Raw genomic sequence first — 21,187 nt, forward strand, 5'->3', positions numbered from 1 at the left:
TCGGCCACCCGGCACGCAACGCAGCACGGCCTCAGGCCACCACCTGATTGCGGCCAAACGCCTTGGCTTCATACAGCGCGCGATCGGCATGCTCATACAACTGCGCCAGCGCCCCACCTTCGCCCGGTTGAATGCAGGCAATACCAATCGACATGGTCAACACATTCGCCGTGTCGGAAGCCGTGTGCTCGATGCTCAGGGCCTGCAGGGTCAGACGCAAAGCCTCGGCGTGATTACGTGCCTCGGCCTCGCTGATGTCATACAGCAACACGGCGAACTCTTCACCGCCCAGGCGCACGGCCATGTCCAAGGGCCGCCGTGCAGCGTCCTGCAAGAGACTGCCGATGCGCTGCAGCACGTTGTCGCCGGCCTGGTGGCCATAGCGATCGTTATACGCTTTGAAATGGTCGACATCACACAGCAGCAATGCCAGACAGCGCTCCTCACGCTTGGCCTGCCGCCACAGCCGCTCGAACTGACGATTAAAGCTACGCCGATTGTGCAAGCCGGTCAGGCTGTCATGATCAGCCCACACCCGCATCAGCCGACTAATCAGGAAATGCTCACGCGACTTGAACTCCAGCAGGTAGCAACCCACCGCACCAATCAAGTTGCCGAACACCAGAAACAAGGTGTTGTTGATCAACCGGGGCAGGTCAATGCCATCCATGACCACCTCCACCAGCACATAGATCAGCATCACCAGCAATGAACAATACAGAGCTTCGGCCAGGCGTAGGCCAACCAGAAAATAGGCGGCCATACAGATCAGCAGCAGCCCCTCGTAGGGGTAATCCGGATCCACACGGTGCGCAATCCCCACCACCAGCGCCGCGGAGACCCCGAGTGCCAGCACACAGACCAGACTCAGCGGTTGCAGCAAATGAATGTACTTGCGCTGAATCAATAATCCGCCAAAGACACAGAGCAGCAGGAATACCGACATGCGGATGGCCAGCATCCACCAGACTTCGGACGTTTTGATCAGGGCAAAGTCAAATGCCGCGAAAGCCAGCCAGACCAGAATGCCTACCGTCAGCGCAATGCGCTTGAGCTCATAAGTGTCATCGCGCAGGTAATCGCGATACTCCTGCTCAAGCGGTCGAGAAAAACGCAACAAACGAAACCCCGATGCCAATTGATCGGCATATGGGTTGGGGCGGACATCATCTAGCCAGGCATGGGGGAGTGACACCGGAACCTCTGCAGCAGGATGCCTAACCCCACCTTAGCCGCTCAAACCCAGGCCCACAAGCGCGAGCCTCTTTGATGCCGGGTGACGCAGCAGGCAACAATCAGGCCTCAAATTCCGCCTGCAAGGCCGCACGCACGCAGTGCAGGATGCCCAGCTCAACCCGTCCGGCAAACTGCTCGCTGATCGCCGCCACCGGCGGCAGCTCACCCTCGCCATCGAGGAAAGCGTCCTGTATTTCACCCAGTAAAGCCTCGGGCACATCCAGCGCCTGCTCCAGCGACAACTGCTGCCTCGCGATGGCTTCGGCCAGCAGACCGTAGACATTCTTTTCACTGCAGTTGAGCTGTCCGGCAATCTGCGCCGGGGTCATACCGGCACGGGCCAGACTGACCAGTTCGTGACGCAGATCAAGCACCGCGCGCGGCGCCTCATCAGCCGCGCCGAGCACCTCAAGGAATGCCTCGCCATAGCGCTCAAGCTTGCGCGCACCAACCCCACTGACCCGCGCCATCTCAGCCAGGGTACTGGGCTGGCTGCGCAACATCTCCAGCAAGGTGGCATCGGGGAAGATTACATAAGGCGGCACACCATGCTCTTCCGCCAGTTTGCGCCGCAAGGCACGCAGCGCTTCCCACTGACCACGCTCCTCTCCACGCACCAGTTGGCTGGCGGCACTGCTGGAGGCCTTGGCACTTTGTTGCGGTTTCAGATCCCGACGCAGCTGCAGGCTGACCTCACCTTTGAGCAAAGGCCGGCAACTGTCAGAGAGACGCAGCCCCCCAAAGCCTTCCAGATCAACATCCGCCAAGCCACGCGCCACCAGCTGACGGAATAACGAGCGCCACTCCCCTTCGACCAGTGCCTTGCCAATGCCGAACACCGCCAGGTGTTGATGCCCCACAGCGCGGATTTTCTCGTTATCGCGCCCGAGCAGGACATCAACCAGATGCCCCACCCCATAGCGCTGGCCGGTCCGGTAAATCGCCGACAGCGCCTGACGCGCCGGCTCGGTGGCATCCCAGGTCTGCACGCCATCGATGCAGTTGTCGCAATGCCCGCAGGGCTGCGGCATGTCTTCGTCGAAGTAGGCAAGCAACGCCTGGCGTCGGCAGCGGGTCTCCTCACAGAGCGCCAGCATGGCATCGAGTTTGTGCTGCTCAACGCGCTTGTGCCGCTCGTCACCCTCGGAGTTATTGAGCATCTGTTTGAGGAAAATCACATCCTGCAGGCCGTAGGCCATCCAGGCGTCCGCCGGCAGACCATCGCGCCCGGCACGTCCGGTTTCCTGGTAATAGGCTTCCAGGGATTTCGGCAGATCGAGATGGGCGACAAACCGCACGTTGGGCTTGTCGATGCCCATACCGAAGGCAATGGTCGCCACCATGATCAGCCCTTCCTCGTTGAGAAAGCGCCTCTGGTGATAAGCACGCAGCTCATTGGCCAGGCCAGCGTGATAGGGCAAAGCCGGGAAACCCTGCTCGGACAGGAAGGAAGCGACCTCCTCGACCTTCTTGCGCGACAGGCAGTAGACGATGCCAGCATCGCCCTTGCGTGCCGTGAGGAAGCTCAGCAACTGCTTGCGCGGCTGTTCCTTGGGCACGATGCGGTAGAAGATGTTTGGTCGATCGAAGCTCGACAGAAAACGCTCGGCATTCTGCAGATGCAGGCGCTGGACGATTTCCTCGCGGGTGCGCATGTCCGCCGTGGCAGTCAGGGCAATACGCGGCACATTGGGGAACAGCTCGGCCAGTTGCCCCAGCTGCAAATACTCCGGGCGGAAATCATGCCCCCACTGCGACACGCAGTGCGCCTCGTCAATGGCGAACAGGGCAATCTGCAGATTCTCCAGAAACGCCAGCATGCGCGGCTGCACCAGCCGTTCAGGGGCCAGGTAGAGCATCTTGATTTCGCCGCGCTTTATTCGCTCGGCGATCTCGCGCTGCTCATCGGCGCTCAAGGTCGAGTTCAGCGCCACCGCGGCCACGCCCAGCTCATCAAGGGTGGCGACCTGATCATCCATCAGCGCAATCAGCGGCGATACCACCACGGCCAGGCCATCACGCAGCAGCGCTGGCACCTGAAAGCACAGCGATTTGCCACCGCCAGTGGGCATCAGCACCAGGGCATCGCCACCACTGGCCACACGCTCGATAATCGCCCCCTGACGGCCACGAAAGCTGTCGTAGCCGAAGACGTCTTTGAGGATGCGTTGCGCGTGTTCGAGCATGAAAGGTCTCCGAAACAAGCCGCGCATTATACGCAAGTGCCACTTGAGCACGCGCAGGCCTGGTGGAGTTTGATCCGAATTTCACCCACCATGGCCTGCGGCTATGGCCGCTGTGGCCGCTCTAGACTAGAATTCAGCCTCGTTTACTCCCTCAAGGTAGCCCCCGATGTCCTTCGCCGAGCAACTCTCCCGCCTGCAAGCCTTCCTCGATGCCGATGAGCTGCATGAAGAGGCACTGGACTACATCGCCGCCCATGGCTACCTGACAGCCCTGTCGATCTGCCCGGAAAAGGTCCCCGAGCGCGAGTGGATCGACGCGCTGTTCTCCGAACCGCCGCATTACCGCAGTCATGCCGAACGTGAAGAGATCGAAGCGACCCTGATTCAGCTGCAAAACCATATCGCCCGCCAACTGGCCAGCGATGATGAGCCGGAAGTACCGTGTGAGCTCGACTTGGGTGATGAGCCCGACGACTCCGACCTGCGCGGCTGGTGCATCGGTTTCATGGAAGGCGTGTTTCTGCGTGAGGCGGTGTGGTTCGACGATGCCGAAGATGAAGTCAGCGAGTTGCTGCTGCCGATCATGGTCGGCTCCGGCCTGTTCGACGAGCAACCCGAGTTCGCTGAAATCGCCCGCGACCGCGATCTGGTCGACAGCATGATTGATCAGATTCCCGAGCTGCTGACCGCCCTGTTCCTGCTGTGCAATGCGCCGGAAGAAAAACCGGCCCTTCTGAAACCGCGCCACCACTAAGCACGCGCCATGGCGCGTGAGATTCAGGAGCAGCGTAACCCTGCCCTTCGCTATGCTCTGCTGGCCATCGGCTGGCTGAGCGTGGCGCTGGGAGTGGTTGGTATTTTCCTCCCAGTCCTGCCTACCACGCCTTTTCTACTGCTGGCGGCCGCCTGTTTTATGCGCAGCTCGAAGCGCTTCTACCTGTGGCTGGTCAATCACCGCCAGCTTGGCCCGTGGATCGTCGACTACCTCGAAGGCCAGGGCATTCCGCTCAAGGGCAAGGTCTACGCCATCAGCCTGATGTGGCTGAGCATCGGCCTGTCGTGCTACCTGGTGCCACTGTTCTGGGCACGAGCCTTTATGTTGACCAGCGCGGTGCTGGTCAGCCTGTATATCCTCAGGCAGAAGACCCTGATCAAATCCTAGCGGCGCACGCCGCCCTCGTCGGGGGTGTGGCCGGTGCGGATTCACAGCCGAAATACGGCAAAATGCATAGGCAGCACCTAGACTTGCTCGATCTCTGGTCGAGGCGTTTTAAATGCCAGCCCGTCAGTACTGCAGCCTTAATTCAATATCGCTCAAGCGCGCCGCGTTGGGCTGCAGTGCACTCCTGCTGGGTCTGGCCAGCGCGCTGGCCAACTGGGACTTCGGCGTGATCCTGAAAAATGCCGAAAGCCGCTACGGCAGCCTCGGCGCCGCCAAACAGCGCATCCTGGCCTGGGAAGCACAAATCAAGGCCAGTGGCAGCAGCAGCGAAAGAGACAAACTCAGCGAGGTCAATCGCTTCTTCAACCGGCAAATACGCTTCACCGATGATATTCGTCTGTGGAAACAGAACGACTACTGGGCCACCCCCATCGAGATGCTGGTCAAGGGTGCCGGCGACTGCGAAGACTATTCCATCGCCAAGTATTTCACCCTGCGCCGCCTCGGCATTCCCAGCGACAAGCTGCGCATCACTTACGTCAAGGCACTCAATTACAACCAGGCGCATATGGTGCTGACCTACTACGCCAGCCCCGGTGCCGAACCACTGGTGCTGGACAACCTGATCAATGAAATAAAACCCGCCTCGCAGCGCAAAGACCTGCTGCCGGTCTATGCATTCAATGCCGAAGGGCTCTATCTCGCAGGCTCCAATAGCAAAAAGAGCGATTCCAAAAAGCTCTCGCGCTGGCAGGACATCTTGAAAAAAATGCGCACGGAGGGCTTCGCCATCGGCGAAGGCTAGGAGGAACCTATGTCTCTACTCAAGCAGCTATTTCTCGCCATCTGCCTGTTCCTGGTCGTGGCCTTTACTGGGAGTTTTATCGCCGGAGTGGAAAGCTCCCGCGAACAACTGCTCAGCCAGCTGCGCTCCCACGCGCAGGACGCCGCAACCGCACTGGGCCTGTCGATGACACCGCACGTGGATGATCCGGCAATGATCGAACTGATGGTCAGCTCGATCTTCGACAGCGGCTATTTCACCAGCATCCGTGTGGTGCACATCCCCAATGACCAAGTGATAGTCGAACGACGCAGCGACGATGCCAGCGCCGAAACCGTCCCCGCCTGGTTCAGCGAGTTGGTGAACCTGCAGCCCCAGGGCGGCGATGCGCTGATCATGCGCGGCTGGGAACAGGCCGCGCGGGTCGAGGTGCTCAGCCACCCGCAATTCGCCCTGGCCAAACTCTGGGACAGCGCCATCGGCAGTCTGCTCTGGCTGCTGCTCTGCGGGCTGGTCAGCGCCGTACTCGGCGGCTGGCTGCTGCGCACCCAACTGCGCCCCCTGGATAACATGGTGCAGCAGGCCCAGGCCATTTCTCGCCGTGAGTTTCTTACCCTGCCCAAAGTGCCGCGCACCCCTGAACTCAAGCGCGTGGTAACCGCCATGAACCAGATGGTGGAAAAGCTGAAAACCCTGTTCGCTGAAGAGGCCGCGCGCAGCGAAAAACTGCGCGAAGAGGCCTATCAGGACAGCATCACAGGTTTGGCCAACCGCCGCTTGTTCGATATTCGCCTGGCTCACCAACTGGTTATCAACGAACAAAATGCCGATGGCTACCTGATTCTATTAAGGGTTAACGATCTCGGCGGGCTGAACCAGCGCCTGGGCGGCCAACAGACCGACGCCTTGATTGCCGCTATTGGCGAACTGCTCAAGCGCCTGCTCAATAAAACCCAGCGCGCCAGCTGGTTGGCATCACGCAGCCGCGGCGGCGAATTTAGCCTGCTGGCCCCTGGGATTGGCAGCGAAGAAGCTGACCTGCTTGCCGGTGAGTTGCACAGCGGCCTGGAAAGTCTACGCCAGACGGGCGCCAGCGATTGTACGCCAGTCGCCCATATGGGCATTGCCGCCTTCCGTCCAGGCGAAGAACCCGGCCACGTTATCAGCCGCGCGGATCAGGCCCTGGCACAAGCGCAGAATGATCCGAGCCGCGACTGGGTACGTCTGGATGATTACCACACACAACCGGCTCAGGGCCTGCACGAATGGCGTACCTGGATCGACGACGCGCTGAACAAGCGCAAGCTGCAACTGTATTTCCAACCGGTCACGCGGTGTGCTGATCGTCAACAGACACTCCACCTCAAAGTGCTGGCGCGCCTGCTTGATCCACAGGGCGAAGCCATTGCTGCCGGCCGCTTCCTGCCCTGGATTGAGCGCCTGGGCTGGACTGCGCGCTTTGACCTGGCCATGCTCGAACACTGCCTGGCCCATCTCAGCCAGCATGCGGCGCCGCTGGCACTCAGCTTATCGGCGGCCACCCTGCGCGACAGCGAAACGCTCAAACGCATGTTCGACATTCTTCGCCAGCACCCACAGCAGGCCAACCTGCTGACGCTGGAAGTGGACGAACGCCACCTGCCACCGGCCGCGGAGCTGGAAGCCCTTAGCCAGAGCATCCGCGATACCGGTTTCAGCCTGGGCCTGCAACACTTTGGTGGACGTTTCAGCCTGATCGGCAACCTGACCCACCTGGGCCTGGCCTACCTGAAACTCGACGGCACCTATATCCGCGCCATCGACCAGGAAGGCGACAAGCGCATGTTTATCGAGGCAGTGTTCCGCGCCACCAATAGCATCGACCTGCCATTGATTGCGGAAATGGTGGAAACCGAGGGCGAGCTGGCAGTGCTCAAGGAGCTGGGGCTATATGGTGCAATGGGCCGCCTACTGGGCGCGCCAGAACCGTGGAAAGACTGATCCGCCAACGCAAACGGGGTAGTCCGCTGTACAGCCTACCCCGATTCAAGTACAGCGCTTAGAGCCCATCCACAGTGGTTCAGCTGGCAAACAGATAACCTTCCACATCCATCCCGGCATCACGCATCTGCGCCAGCTTGTAGCGCAAGGTGCGCGGGCTAATACCCAGGCGCTCGGCGGCTTCCTTGCGACGACCACGCTCGGCGCGCAGGGTATCGATGATCATCTGGAACTCATGCCGACGCAGATCATCGCCCAACGCACCAGCTTCAGCCGGCGAGGCGTCCTGCGGCGCAGGCGTGCTATTGACCACCACCGCCAACAGCGGCGACGGCGCAGGCGGCGTAACCGCCGAACCAATAGGTGCCAGCAGGCAAAGATCCTGGGGCTGAATCAGCCCGCCCTGCTGCAGGATCAATGCGCGCTGAATAGCGTTATCCAGCTCGCGCACATTGCCCGGCCAGCTATGGCTCATCAGGCTCATCTGCGCCTGCGGGGAAAGCCGAATCGGCGCGTGATTCATTTTTTTCACATATTTGGCCAACAAGCGTTCGGCCAACGGCACGATGTCCGCCGGGCGCTCACGAAGCGGTCGCCAGGCCAGTGGGAACACCGACAGACGATAGTAAAGGTCTTCACGGAAGCGCCCCGCCGCCACTTCTGCGGCCAAGTCACGGTTACTGGTGGCCAGCACGCGGATATCTAGAATAATCGGCTTGCGCGCGCCAACCCGCTCCACCTCACGCTCTTGCAGTACGCGCAGCAGCTTGGCCTGCAACCCCAGTGGCATTTCAGAAATTTCGTCGAGCAGAATGGTGCCGCCTTCGGCCAGCTCGAATTTGCCCGGCGCACTGGCAATTGCCCCGGTGAATGCGCCCTTCTCGTGGCCGAACAGCGTGGCCTCGAGCATGTTGTCCGGAATCGCCGCACAGTTGATGGCGATAAAGGGTTTGCTGCCACGCGGCGACTGCTGGTGGATAAAGCGCGCCAGCACCTCTTTACCGGTACCAGACTCGCCCGTAATCAATACCGTGGAATCGCTCTGCGCCACCCGCGTGGCCAAAGCCAACAGCTGCACGCTGGCGGGTTCTTCGGCAACCGGGCCGTCCTGCTCGCTAACAGAAACCCGACCCAATGCATGCCGATCAACCAGCGTCAGCAAGGCCTTCGGTTCAAATGGCTTGACCAGGTAATCCGCCGCGCCCTGGCGCATGGCATCCACCGCCCGTTCCACGGCACCGAAAGCCGTCATAAGCAGCACCGGCAATTGCGGCTGACGCTGGCGAATCTGCGCCAGTAACTGATGGCCATCCATGCCAGGCATGTTCACGTCACTGACCACCAGGCCAAACGGCTCTTCGGCAATCGCCAACAGCGCCGCTTCGGCGCACTCCACCGCCCGGTAATCATGCCCACCCAGCGCCAGGGTATCGCCCAGCGCCTCGCGCAGCGCGCGATCATCTTCGACCAAAAGAATTTTGCTCGTCATGGCTGGTTACTCCTGAATCAAAGGGTGCGAAGCACCAAGCAGCGGCAAGGTGAGAATGGCGCATGTGCCACGTCCCGGCCGCGAACGCAGTTGCACATCCCCCTGATGGGCGCGCGCCACTGCCTTGACCACGGCCAGGCCAAGCCCGGTGCCGGTGGTTTTGGTGGTAAAGAAAGGCTCGCCAAGCCGCGCCAGCGTCACGCTGTCGATGCCCGGGCCGTTATCGCTGATACACAGGCGCACTGTTTCACCGCGCTGATACAGATGAATTTTCAGGCGCGCCTCGCGGCCACCGGCCTGAATCGCGTTGTTAACCAGATTGAGTACGCTGCCTACCAGGGTGTCGCGGTTGCACAGCAACTCGCCCATCCGGCTATCGCATTGCCAGCGCACCTGCATCCCTAGAACGTGCGGCTCGGCAGCACCGCGTAGCGCATCAAACAAAGCGGCTGGAGCCAGACGATCTGGCAGTGGCAGTTCACCGCGAGCAAAGATCAGCATGTCACGCACCTGATGCTCCAGCTCATGCAGGCGCTCTTTCAGACGCCCCGCAAAGCGCTGCTGCTGCTCAGCCGGCAGTACCTGCTCCGTCAGATGACTGGCATACAAAAGAGCAGCGGAAAGCGGTGTGCGGATCTGATGAGCCAGAGACGCCACCATACGCCCGAGAGCCGACAAGCGTTCATGCCGGGACAATTGATCCTGCAAGCGCCGGGTTTCTGTCAGATCGGTCAACAGCACCAGCTGGCCTGGTTCGGCGTGTAAAGAACGAGTGGCAATCGACAAACGCCGACCGTCCTTCAAGGAGATTTCATGGCCATCGTCTTCACGTGGCGCAAAATTACGGGCAATCACCTGACGCCAGAGCATACCCACCAGAGGTAAGCCCAGCAGATTACGCGCCACCGGGTTGGCCTCGCGCACCACGCCCTGGCCATCAATCACGATCACTCCGCCCGGCAGCAGATCCAGCAGACTCTGCAGACGGTGAGCCAAGCGCTCCTTCTCGGCCAGCTCCTGCATACGCTGGGCACTGACCAACGCCAACTGGCCCTTGAGTTCAGTCACTCGGGCCTCCAGCATGCTGTATGAGGCACTGAGCTGGGTCGACATCTGGTTGAAGAGGGCAAAGGCCTGTTCGAGCCCGGCACGGCTGGCCTGCTCTACGGGAGCGGGCGCTTCGGATTCTTCAGGGCGTTGGACGTTAGCGTTCATGGTTCTCTCTCGCGCAGCGAGCCGTCATAAGACAGTCAGTTGCGAGAGAGTTAGCAATACCCGTGCCTGAAAAAATATCCTTTTAAAATCAAAGCCATAAAAATAAAGCCGAAGGCTTCGTCAAACCTTCGGCTTTATTGAAGGAGCAAGCGCCAAGTCACTGACGATTGCCTGACAAACAAAGATCAGTCGTCCAGCTCCTCATCATCACGCCGATTCATACCGTACTTACGCATTTTTTCAACCAGGGTGGTGCGGCGAATTCGCAGCCGTTCGGCGGCACGCGCGACGACGCCACTAGCATCGTCGAGTGCCTGCTGGATCAAGCCCTGCTCAAGATTGCCCAGATAGTCCTTCAGATCCAAACCTTCCGGCGGCAGCATGGCCATCGAATCCACGCCAGGCAAACCGGCCATGATGGTGGCACGCTCATCCAACTCATCACGCAGAGTCGCCACCATGTGCTCGTCTTCGTCATCGACATGGCGAAATTTCTTCGGCAGCTCACCGACACCAATCACACCATAGGGATGCATGATCGCCATACGCTCGACCAGGTTGGCCAATTCACGCACGTTGCCTGCCCAGTCATGCTGGCACAGCGACATGATCGCAGCCGAGTTGAAACGAATGGAGCCACGCTTTTCAAACTCCATGCGCGAGATCAGCTCATTCATTAACAGCGGAATATCCTCGATGCGCTCACGCAGCGGGGCCATCTCGATCGGGAAAACGTTGAGACGGTAATACAGATCCTCGCGGAAGCTGCCGTCTTCGATCATCTTTTCGAGGTTCTTGTGCGTTGCAGCAATGATCCGCACATCAGCGCTCTGGGTCTTGTTGCTGCCCACCCGTTCGAAGGTGCGTTCCTGCAGTACGCGTAGCAATTTCACCTGCATCGGTAGCGGCATGTCGCCGATTTCATCGAGGAACAGGGTGCCGCCATTGGCCAGTTCAAAACGCCCAGCCCGGCTGGTGATCGCACCGGTAAAGGCACCCTTCTCGTGGCCGAACAGCTCGCTCTCAAGCAACTCGGCAGGAATCGCACCGCAGTTGACCGGAACAAAAGGCGCTTCCCGACGCTTGGAGTGGTAATGCAAGTTACGCGCGACCACTTCCTTACCCGTGCCCGACTCACCAAGGATCAGCACGCTGGCCTCGGTATCGGCCACCTGCTGCATCATCTGCCGCACCTGCTGAATGGCCCGACTGGTGCCCACCAGGCTGCGGAACAGGTTGGTTTCACGCTGCCGACCACGCTCGCGAGCCTGGTCGTACATTTCTCGATAGACCTGCGCACGGTGCAGCGAGTCGAGCAGTTTGTTGTAGCTCAAAGGCATTTCCAAGCAGGCCAGCACACTGCGACGCTGTTCTTCCGGCCACTCCGCCGCCACCTGCTCATTGATCAGCAAGGTCGGCAGAAATTCATCCCAGGCAGCCAGTTGCTTGAGCAATTCCAAAACACCACCTTTGGCGCTCACTTCGCCCAACAGAACACTGAGCACCTCACGGTTCGACGACAGTTCAGCCACACACTGTCGCCAGCTCTGACTGTCGCAGGCCAGATGCTCTTCACCCAAAAAGTTCAGGATCACCGTCAGGTCACGCCGACGCTCACTGTTGTCGTCAATCAGAAGAATCTTGGTTTCACGCCACATATGTATTTACTGATCCTGGAGTGAAGAGAGTACGGTCTGCTGCCCAAGGCCCAGGCCAGTGCCGACAATTGGCACTAGTTAAGTCAATTTTCTGTTCGCAGTCAATTTTATGGCGTGACTTTTATGCTGCTCAAAAAGCCAGCTAAGCCGCTGTAACAAAAAAGAAGAGGGGTAACAGGGCCGACATCGATTGAAATCGGCAAGAGAGAGGCAATCAACCGAACAGCTGATAGACCCTTGCACCGTGCTGAGACTGGTTAAGCTGCACCAACTCATGGGACAAGCGCTGCTGCTCCCTCTGACAAACAAGAACCAGCTCACGATACAAATCAAGCAACTCCTGCATTCGCGCACGCAGGGTGTCCTCATCACCGGCAGAATCAACCATTGCCTCGTCAACAGCTTGACGACACTGCAGGTCCAGCTCACCGATTGCGGCCCAATCTTGAGTCGCCAGGGCTACCCGCAAGGCACTACCGGTTTCTTCAAGTCGCTTCACGGATGAACTCATAAACACTTCCTCGGATGGGAACGCCTCATTCGGCAATGGCGTCCCAGCCAGCTTTGACATTGCGCAACAGGTGAGTGACTTCATCAAGAGGCGCGATTTCGTTTTGCACATTGGCATCTAACAGGCGCATCGTCATGTACTCATACAAACGATCCAGATTTTCGGCTACTTCACCGCCCTGTTCGAGATTAAGCCCTTCACGCAGGCCACCGATAATGCCGATCGCCTTCCCGATCAATTCACCTTTGAGGGCTACCTGGCCGCGCTCCATTGCCCCGCGCGCTTGTGCCAAACGCGTAAGCCCACCTTCCATCAGCATCTGTATCAGGCGATGCGGGCTGGCTTCTACAGCTTGCGCCTGGGTATTGACGGTTTGATACTGCTTGAGAGCCGCCATAGCGTTCATCGTTGTTCTCGCTTCTTGCTGACCTGATACCTTGGATATCGGCTTTCCAGCGCAAAGCTTTAACAATCAAATCAACTAACTGCAGCAGGCTCTACTTCGGGACCAATTGCGTCCCAGGCACTTTTGATCTGCTCAAGTAGAACTTGAACTTCATCCAGCGTACGCGGTGTAGAGTCAAGCGCTACACCGGCAAGACGACGGGTCATGTAGTCATACAAAGCATCAAGATTCTCGGCAATTTCCCCTCCCAGACTCTTGTCGAGACTGGCTTGGAGCACACCCAGGATGGTGATGGTGCTGCCAACAGCCAAACCACGAACCTCTGCATCCCCTTCAGCCTGCGCATGCTTAGCCAACATCACTCGCTGTACCGCGCCCTCAAGCAGCAGTTGCACCGTACGATAAGGCGAGACATCGTGACTCGTATTGACCTGTTTATAGGTATCTATCGGCTTCTTGCTCATTACTAATCCTTTTTCACAACACCTGGCAGCTTGGCAAGCTGATTGGCCAGGCTTTCACTGGTTTTCTGCAAGCGTCCTACCAAGGAATCCATCGCGTTGTATTGGGCATAGAGCCGTGTCTTCAAGCTCTCAACCCTTATGGCCAAGGCTTTGCGCTGCTCATCGACACTGACTTTGGTAGCCTGCAGGGCATCAGTTCGCTGCTTGAGTACACCTTCTGTGCCAACGTAGGCACCGACCGATTTCGACAAGCGCCCCATCAGGCCACCCTCACCCGCCAGATACCCGGCAACCTGGTCGAAGTTATTGTTGAGTGCCTTGGTCAACTTGGTGTCATCAAGTTTGAGCTTGCCGTCCTTTTCAGTGGCAATCCCCAGCTCGGCCAATGCACGCACACCGCCTTCGCCCGACATCTTCACCATTTCATTGCGTAAACCAGACAATACGTTGCGGATCGACGAATCACCCAGTAGAGGGCCGGTCACGGGATTGCCACCGTCGACAGGAACCACGGCGGTCAATTGGGATGTTGTACTGATCAATGCGTTGTAAGCATCGACAAACTTTTGCAGGTTGTTCTTCACACTGCTTTTGTCGACCCCAACAGTCACGCTAATAGTCTTGCCATCGGCAAGATCAGTGGCGCTCTGCGCTGCGCTCAGATCAAGCGTCACCCCCTCAAGCGCATCAGTAATACTGTTGGTATTACGCACCAACTCCAGGCCATCGACTGATATTTTCGATGACTGAGCTTTGGTGATGACACCACCAGCACCCGTCGTAGAGTTTGGTGGAACGAATGCATTGGGGTTGCCAGGAGCGACCGTGGGAGTAAACGCCTGGGATGTCAGCGTATTAGCTCCTGTGGTCACACCGTTTTCGGTTACAGCCACCTGAATATCGTTACCCGCACCGTTCTTGGTGGAGTTCAATACCAAACGTGAACCAGAGTCATCGGTAATGATGGTGGCGCTTACACCCGTTGCTTTACCAGCTTCATTGATTGCATCGCGCATACCGGCCAAGGTGTTATTGCTCGCCGTGATAGCCACGCCGAAACTAGAACTACCGGTGGAAATATTCAGCGTACCGCTATTGAAGGTGGCCGCACTGCCGCCGGACACAGACTGCAATGCAACCTTGCTACTGGTCGCCAGCTGTTTGACCTGAACATTGTAGTTGCCGGCAGGCGCCGTTGTGGTGGCGGTTACCTTGAGCGCACTGGTGTTCGATGAACTGGCTGTTCTCGACTCAAACAGAGCCGTTTTATTCAACGAATCGACAGCGGTTTTAAATGTATTGAGCGCACTGGTTAGCGAACCCATTGCCGAGATGCGCGAGACCGTGGTTTTTTCAAGACGATCCAGCTGATTGGTCTTGGGTGCCTTTTCGGCATTGACCATCGCCGCGACAATTTCGTCGATCTTGATCCCTGAGCCAATGCCCGTAATCCCGGCCATGCTTCACCTCGCCAATAAAATGACTATAAACACCTGACCGGTGTAAGTAGTCAAAAGCCGTGCCAATTGAATGGAATCAGGCCTCGGCTTTGAATAACAGACTACGAACCTCCGAAAGATTTTCTGCAAGCTGCAGCGCTTCTTCTGAAGGAATTTGCCGAATCACATCACCCGAACCTGCATCCGTCACCTTGACTACAACTCGACCACTCCCCTCCTCCAGGGAGAAATTGAGACTGCGCCGGACCGATTGAACGAAATCCTGAATTGTCGCAACAGCGGCTTCAACTTCTTCGCGAGAAGCTGCAGGACTGCTCTCAGCTTTAGTGGCGGTGGCCACTGCAGCCTCTTCAGCCTGCTTACGCTCAACAGCATCAGTCGTAACTTTTGCAGATGAGCTTGGCGCTCGCTCTGCTTTCGAAGCAACAACGTTCGGGGCGGACGTAACCTGAATCGAACTAATGTCCATAACTCTCTCCTCAGAATGAGGGAACGGGGAGAAGAGCTAAGCCCTTCTCCCCGTAGTCTAGCGCCTTTACCCTTAGCCGAGCAGGCTGAGCACAGCCTGTGGCAGCTGATTGGCCTGGGCCAAGATCGCAGTACCGGCCTGTTGCAGGATCTGGTTCTTGGTCAGTTCCGAGGTTTCAGCAGCAAAGTCGGTGTCACGAATCCGGCTACGTGCAGCCGAGGCGTTCTCAGAGATGTTCTGCAGGTTCGAGATGGTGTTCTCGAAGCGGTTCTGCACAGCACCGAGCTGGGCACGCTGACTGTCAATGTTGGATATCGCACCGTTGATGATCCCAAGAGCATCCTGAGCGCCAGTAGAAGTGCTGATATCGATGTCCTTCACCGAGTCCAGAGTACTGAAGCTGCTGGCACCTGCTGCGCTGGCCACACCGGCACCCATACCGGTTACCTGGAAGGCATCAGGTGCTTCAAAGATAACCTGGCCATCCACGCGGGCATCGTTGGTTGTACCGCTGGTAAGGCTGACAGCCGCGCCAACAATTGCCGAACCGTCAAAGTTACGTGCTTCCAACGATGCGGTTGCGGTACCACTGATGGAGAAGTTCTCGATCTTGATCGCATCGCCGCGATCACTGACCAACTCAATGAAGCTGCCTTTCGATACAGCAGAAATACCGGTCTTACCGCTTTCCTTGTTGATCGCCTCAGCCAGAGAAGAGAGGTCAGCAGTATCGGTGACCAGTGCCGAGATATTCGCGTTCTCGGTAGAGGTTGTTTTGCTGTTAGCGCCATACAGAGAGAACGCGATGGAACCAGAAGCAGAAACGGTACCCAGACGCGCAACAGTACGGGCGTTTGCAGTTACGCCGGTTTCGTCGCTCTTCGAGTTGACCGCCGAGGCAATCTCACCGGCCGAACCACTGGCAGCAAAAGTTACTGCAGTGGCAGAGCTGTTCAGCTTGGAGTCAATGCTGAAGCCGGAGGAGCTGTAGACGCTGCCGCTGGTTGCGCTGAATGCACCACTGGTGGCGAACGCACCACCGCCAGAGGTGGTGTAACGGTTCACACCAATGCGGTCAGTCGCAGCAGAACCGATGGATACGTTGATATTTTCATAGGCGTTGGCGCCTACCTGGAAGCTTTGCGAACCGAAAGAACCGTCAAGAATCTTGCGACCACCAAAGCTTGTGGTATCGGCAATACGGTTCAGCTCTTGCTGGAGCTGGGACACTTCACCCTGTAGGGCCGCGCGCTCAGAAGCACCGTTGGAACCGTTGGCAGACTGCAGAGCCAAGTCGCGCATGCGCTGGAGAATACCAGTCGACTGCTGCAGGGCACCTTCAGCGGTTTGCGCCAGGGAGATACCGTCGTTGGAGTTACGGGTCGCAACGTTCAAACCGTTGATCTGACTGGTCAGACGGTTGGAGATCTGCAGGCCTGCGGCATCATCCTTGGCACTGTTGATACGGAAGCCGGTGGACAGGCGCTGCAGCGAGGTGTCCAGGCCTTTGGATGAGGTATTGAGGTTACGCTGAGTATTGAGCGACGCTACGTTTGTGTTGACTGTAAGGGCCATGGTGTTTGCCTCCAAAGGACCGTGCTACTGAGTTTGTCTGAGCCTGCGAGCTCTGGGCCTGCTTTGCTCAGACGCCCCATAAAGTTCGCATTCGATCTTTGTATCGGCGGTTTAAAGAGTAGCTTTAGCATCTGACTCTGTTTTTTTTTCCGCCAGCAGAACAAGTACTTATGCATCAAAGGCAGGAGAAACCTGGCATCTGCCGATAATTCGACAGCTATTACCAGGTTCCTGAACAAGCCACTACCCCGATGCCCGTCACTGTATCGGCATCAGTTGGGCAACCATGAGGCGCGCCAGGCATCAAGGTTAGCGCCTTCCAGCATCCAGCCCTCACGCACCTGCCTGCGCAGCTCGTCGCCCATGCTGGCACTCGCATCCAGATCATTGATGTGCATACGGATGGCGTCGACCCAATCCTTGAATCGATTCTTGACTCGGGTAACAGGCAAAGCCCCCCGGTAACAAACCAGATCACTGCAAATCACCGGAAAACCACAGGCACCGTATTCCAGAAGACGCAGGTTGCTTTTGCACTCGTTGAACAGGTTCTGCTCAACCGGAGCCAACGCCAGATCCAAATCCAGCTTGGCCAAAGCCGCCGGGTAACGGTCGATATCAACCCCCGCATGCACCTCATGCACATAAGGGCGGATTTTGTCCGGGCACATACCCATAAATACCCACTCAACCTCTCCAGCCAGCTCTCTGACCACATCGAAAATCAATTCCAGGTCACCGGTGTGACTGATACCACCAGCCCAACCAACGCGAGGTTTGGCCCCACGACGCCGAGCCGCAGAGAGATCGCTCCACCAATCGAGCGGCAAGCGGTTCTCTATGACTCGAATATCATCATGTAAACCGGAAAAAGCTTCCGCCAGCGGCTCGGTAGACACCGTAAAGCGATCCACAAAGCTCAGCCCTCGGCGCAAAGACTTGAAAACATCTTTAGGCATTTGCGCTCGGTGAACACTCTTGATTGGCAGATTAGGCAGGTAGTCATCCAGTTCATAAATGGTGAATGCTCGGGAGAACTTCTTGATCCTGCGCATCGCCTCCAGTCGGTCATCGCCGATCTGGCGCTGCAACACAATCACATCGGGCTTCAAGCGTTCCAGATCAGGCACCTGAAGCAACCCAAAGGACATCATGCCATCGACCAGCCCAGCATCTTTCAGCGCTGAAAATGGCTTGATTACACGATAGTGCCCACAACCATAAGGATCAGCAGGGTGAGTCAGCACCACTGGCAGAGGCCGCCACGTAAGAGGGCGCCAGGTCAGACCGGCATCGACTTCCAGATCAAAACCACGCCCGCTCAATGCCAGGTTTCGGTTATAAGCCGGATCATGCGCAATCGCTGACAAGTGACGCTCATAAAATGCATCCTGCTCAGCAACATCCGGCTCTCTGTACTCTTGCTCGTGCATAAGCAGCGCATGGGCCGCCCATACAGTCAGATAACCGGCGGCACGCACGCGCAAACAGAAATCCACATCGCGATATGCACTCAACGTGACATCCAATCCGCCCAATTGGCGGAAGATGTCGGTGCGTACCATCAGGCAAGCCTCGCCGACAGCCGTGTAATTCTGATCAACCTGCAGCCGCTGCATATACCCTGCGCTGTCAATTGCCTCACCGGCAAAAGCGCGCGACGCAGGTCCGCGAAGCCCCAACAACAAACCAGCCTGATCGACATGCCCATCACTGCGCAGCAGTTTGCCCCCCACCACCCCGACTTCAGGTCGTTGTGCATGGTTCAGCAACTCATCCAGCCATATTTCAGAGACCACAACTGATTCAGCGGACAAGAGCAGCAGGTAGTCACCCTGCGCATGCAGAGCAGCCGTGTTCTGCGCCTGCATAGCTGTATCGGCTGAAATCACTTGCAGCTTGGGATCCGCCAAACCACTAATGCCCTGTAACCAAGCCTGGGTCGAAGCATCCAGCTGATCATGTGCTGCCAGGAGAACTTCGTAATTCGTATAGCGAGTCTTCTCAAGCAGGCTGTCCACACAGCGCTGCAGGCTGGCCAGGGATGCCTCTAGCGCAATAACAATGGACACCATAGGTGTGTCCATCTGGCCGTAATTGATGCGGTAGCGCGCCGGTAATCCGGGAATAACCTGCGCCTGATAACCACGCTGCAACAAATGACGCTCAATCACGCGGCACTCATCGGGGTTATCACGCAATACCGGTGCATCAATGATGACCAGCGGCTCATCAATATGCCCCAGCCCCACCAAGCCCTGGGCTTCAATGAGTCGAGCGATCAGGTCAAATTCAAGCGCATCGGAAAACTGCGCATCAAAACCACCCAGATCCAGCACAATGTCACGACGAAACAACCAGTAACGCGCCATAACCAAGGGAAAACTGAGCAACATATCCAGGTTGAATGCCGGGAGAAATGCCCCCCCCAAAGCACCATCTGGAAGACGCTGCAACTGATCACCGTATACCGCACGGCAACCCGGGTTCGCCGCCAACTCAAGCCCCGCAATCATCAAGCCGCTGGAAGTAAATTCATCCCCCGCTCGGGCCAACATAAACCAGGAGACCTCACTGTCAGCCAACAGCCGATTGAGCTGCGATGCCAAATCTTCATCCGTCATATGGACAAAGTGCAGCTTGTCTTGCGCCGACGTGGCTGGCGTATCACGGCTGCTTGTCAGCACGACAATTTTCAGGGTGGCATACAAACAATGCTCACCAATCAAGCTCTTTAGCGTTTTCATCAAGGGGGCTGACTGCCCCTCAACATCCAGCACCATGATGCCGATTAACGGACCACCACCCTGCTCCTGCAGGTGCTGGTTAATCAGACGATTTTCGGCTTGGGTGGGTAAACGCTGCGCCAACCAATGCTGCAAGGTGTAGGCCTCGCGCGAGGCTCCCGACGACACACCCAGACGTTGCAGCATGTCTTCGCGGGCGCGCTGTAGCGGCCCCGCTTGCGATCCTGGGTAACGTTGATAAAGCATCTGATAGAGCGCGGGAAAATTCTTTCTCTCTCGCCCCAGCATATGTTCGCCCGCAGCACTCTGTTGACGAGTGTGGACTTCGGTCGTCACCAGCGGCACATGGACAAAGGGATAATGCGTGGCGAGACGCAGGAGCATGTCCCAGTCTTCAAACGCCGCCAATCCAGTGTCGAATTCACCCACCACATTCAACATCTCGCGCGGGTGCGCCCAGGTATTGACCGGTATGTAATTCTGGGTGAACAGCCGATCCCGATCAAAAACCTCATGGCAGTAGGGTTGGCTGCGCGCCAACTCAATTCGCTGTTCGCCTTCAAGCCGCTCACTGACGTATTCGACACCGGTGTAGATAACGCTGCCTGGATGGCGCACGAAGGCTTCGGCCAATACAGCAAGATGATTAGGCAGATAGATGTCATCGTCGTCCAGATAGACGATGTAACGTCCCCGCGCCAATTTCAAACCGGCATTTCGCGCAGCCGACAACCCCTGGTTACGCCCCTGACGCACGTAGGTCACCGGCATATCAACCTGAGCCAGCACGTGCTCCACAGGCTCGCCTGCGTCATTGATCACGATCAGCTCGTAGTCCTGCCACGCCTGGTTCTGAACACTGCGTAAGGCATCGATCAACAACCCAGGGCGGTTGTAGGTCGTGAGAATGATCGAAAACATGGGCGCCGATGTATCTTCTGCACGCTCAGAGGCAAACAACGCGCGGTGAATAGCTGCGACGCGATCAGCAATCTGCGCCCTCACCTCTTGAGAATACTGGCTCTGCCGGCGCTGATAGAGATCCCATATCAGACTGGCTTTTGCCCGTAAACGCGGCAAAACCTCAGGGCAAGCCAGGTTGAGCTCCAGAATCTCCGTATGTTCTAACAACGGTTTTGAGGACGAGTAGAAACTCTGGGAAATTTGCCCGCCGTGCACGCGGTAGCCGACAGTGCGCTGGCGCAGAAATACAAAGTCTGGATTATGCCGAGCGATCCGCGTCCAGAGTTCCCAATCCCCCGCCACCAGATCAGGGCGGTGCACATTCCCATCAACAAGTTGCACATGCGCAAAAACAGCACGTCGGAACATAACGGCAGATGGGGTGATGTAGTTATCGAAACTCAGCAGGTCGACAACTTCATCACGTCGACCAAAATACGAACAAAGGCGATGCCCGGGGTGGACTGGCTGTTGAGTCGCCGCACCTGTTTCATCAATCCACTGGCACTGGGTGTAGACCAGGTCGGACTCCGGATGTAACTCCAAAGCCGCCACCTGGTTTGCTAAATGACCAGGGTAAAGAAGATCATCCGAACCCAGGACAACGACGAAACGCCCTGTACCCGCTCGCAAACAGCGGTTGTAGTTACCCATCATGCCGAGGTTGTTCGGATTAACCTCATATGAAAAACGCGCATCACTCGTGTAGCGTTGCAGCACATCGAGAGTCTGATCTGTCGAACAGTCATCAAATACAAACAGCTCCAGGCTGACACCCTCTTGGGCCAGCACTGACTCTATCGTCTGCGCGATGTAGGCACTGTTGTTGTAGGACATCACGGCGACCGTGACATCGGGTCGAATATTGGTCACACAGCCCCC

At 57.5% G+C, this 21,187-nt stretch carries 16 protein-coding genes; 4 read left to right on the forward strand and 12 right to left on the reverse strand.

Annotated elements, in window-relative coordinates; all coding sequences use genetic code 11:
* Positions 1 to 31 precede the first annotated feature (31 nt).
* A complete protein-coding gene (locus DBR00_RS14005; RefSeq protein ID WP_108487338.1) occupies positions 32 to 1,195 on the reverse strand; it encodes a diguanylate cyclase in 1,164 nt (387 codons plus the stop codon).
* A gap of 100 nt (positions 1,196 to 1,295) precedes the next feature.
* Positions 1,296 to 3,422, reverse strand: coding sequence for a DNA helicase RecQ (recQ, locus tag DBR00_RS14010; RefSeq protein WP_108487337.1), 2,127 nt, complete (start codon positions 3,420 to 3,422; stop codon positions 1,296 to 1,298).
* A 166-nt stretch (positions 3,423 to 3,588) separates the two neighbouring features.
* On the opposite strand from recQ, the gene DBR00_RS14015 reads away from it, so the two are divergent.
* The 4 genes from DBR00_RS14015 to lapD all read left to right on the forward strand — a co-directional run bounded on the left by DBR00_RS14015 (position 3,589) and on the right by lapD (position 7,348).
* A complete protein-coding gene (locus DBR00_RS14015; RefSeq protein WP_108487336.1) occupies positions 3,589 to 4,176 on the forward strand; it encodes a YecA family protein in 588 nt (195 codons plus the stop codon).
* 9 nt (positions 4,177 to 4,185) lie between these two features.
* Positions 4,186 to 4,584: a YbaN family protein gene (locus DBR00_RS14020; RefSeq protein WP_108487335.1), complete on the forward strand. Its 399-nt coding sequence runs from the start codon at positions 4,186 to 4,188 to the stop codon at positions 4,582 to 4,584.
* Between the two features lie 112 nt (positions 4,585 to 4,696).
* Positions 4,697 to 5,389, forward strand: coding sequence for a cysteine protease LapG (lapG, locus tag DBR00_RS14025; protein ID WP_108487334.1), 693 nt, complete (start codon positions 4,697 to 4,699; stop codon positions 5,387 to 5,389).
* Positions 5,390 to 5,398: 9 nt separating this feature from the next.
* On the forward strand, positions 5,399 to 7,348 hold the full coding sequence (lapD, locus tag DBR00_RS14030; protein ID WP_108487333.1) for a cyclic di-GMP receptor LapD: 1,950 nt from the start codon (positions 5,399 to 5,401) through the stop codon (positions 7,346 to 7,348).
* A 79-nt stretch (positions 7,349 to 7,427) separates the two neighbouring features.
* Here the strand turns inward: lapD and DBR00_RS14035 are convergent, their stop codons facing one another.
* From DBR00_RS14035 to DBR00_RS14080, 10 genes are all read right to left on the reverse strand, one after another.
* The gene (locus DBR00_RS14035; protein WP_108487332.1) at positions 7,428 to 8,837 is read right to left on the reverse strand and encodes a sigma-54 dependent transcriptional regulator; all 1,410 of its coding nucleotides are present in this window, start codon (positions 8,835 to 8,837) and stop codon (positions 7,428 to 7,430) included.
* Between the two features lie 6 nt (positions 8,838 to 8,843).
* Positions 8,844 to 10,052: a PAS domain-containing sensor histidine kinase gene (locus DBR00_RS14040; protein WP_108487331.1), complete on the reverse strand. Its 1,209-nt coding sequence runs from the start codon at positions 10,050 to 10,052 to the stop codon at positions 8,844 to 8,846.
* Between the two features lie 185 nt (positions 10,053 to 10,237).
* Positions 10,238 to 11,710 (reverse strand): sigma-54 dependent transcriptional regulator, encoded by a 1,473-nt coding sequence (locus tag DBR00_RS14045; protein ID WP_108487330.1) that lies wholly within the window; start codon positions 11,708 to 11,710, stop codon positions 10,238 to 10,240.
* A 214-nt stretch (positions 11,711 to 11,924) separates the two neighbouring features.
* Positions 11,925 to 12,221: a flagellar protein FliT gene (locus tag DBR00_RS14050; RefSeq protein ID WP_108487329.1), complete on the reverse strand. Its 297-nt coding sequence runs from the start codon at positions 12,219 to 12,221 to the stop codon at positions 11,925 to 11,927.
* Positions 12,222 to 12,246: 25 nt separating this feature from the next.
* On the reverse strand, positions 12,247 to 12,627 hold the full coding sequence (gene fliS, locus DBR00_RS14055; protein WP_108487328.1) for a flagellar export chaperone FliS: 381 nt from the start codon (positions 12,625 to 12,627) through the stop codon (positions 12,247 to 12,249).
* Between the two features lie 71 nt (positions 12,628 to 12,698).
* The gene (fliS, locus tag DBR00_RS14060; RefSeq protein WP_108487327.1) at positions 12,699 to 13,091 is read right to left on the reverse strand and encodes a flagellar export chaperone FliS; all 393 of its coding nucleotides are present in this window, start codon (positions 13,089 to 13,091) and stop codon (positions 12,699 to 12,701) included.
* 2 nt (positions 13,092 to 13,093) lie between these two features.
* Positions 13,094 to 14,551: a flagellar filament capping protein FliD gene (gene fliD, locus DBR00_RS14065; RefSeq protein WP_108487326.1), complete on the reverse strand. Its 1,458-nt coding sequence runs from the start codon at positions 14,549 to 14,551 to the stop codon at positions 13,094 to 13,096.
* Between the two features lie 76 nt (positions 14,552 to 14,627).
* A complete protein-coding gene (locus tag DBR00_RS14070) occupies positions 14,628 to 15,020 on the reverse strand; it encodes a flagellar protein FlaG (protein ID WP_108487325.1) in 393 nt (130 codons plus the stop codon).
* Positions 15,021 to 15,092: 72 nt separating this feature from the next.
* The gene (locus DBR00_RS14075) at positions 15,093 to 16,595 is read right to left on the reverse strand and encodes a flagellin (protein WP_108487324.1); all 1,503 of its coding nucleotides are present in this window, start codon (positions 16,593 to 16,595) and stop codon (positions 15,093 to 15,095) included.
* Positions 16,596 to 16,867: 272 nt separating this feature from the next.
* Positions 16,868 to 21,178, reverse strand: a complete 4,311-nt coding sequence (locus DBR00_RS14080; RefSeq protein ID WP_256583018.1) for a glycosyltransferase — start codon at positions 21,176 to 21,178, stop codon at positions 16,868 to 16,870.
* Positions 21,179 to 21,187 lie beyond the last annotated feature (9 nt).

The organism is Pseudomonas sp. HMWF032 (assembly GCF_003060885.1).
GTDB lineage: Bacteria > Pseudomonadota > Gammaproteobacteria > Pseudomonadales > Pseudomonadaceae > Aquipseudomonas.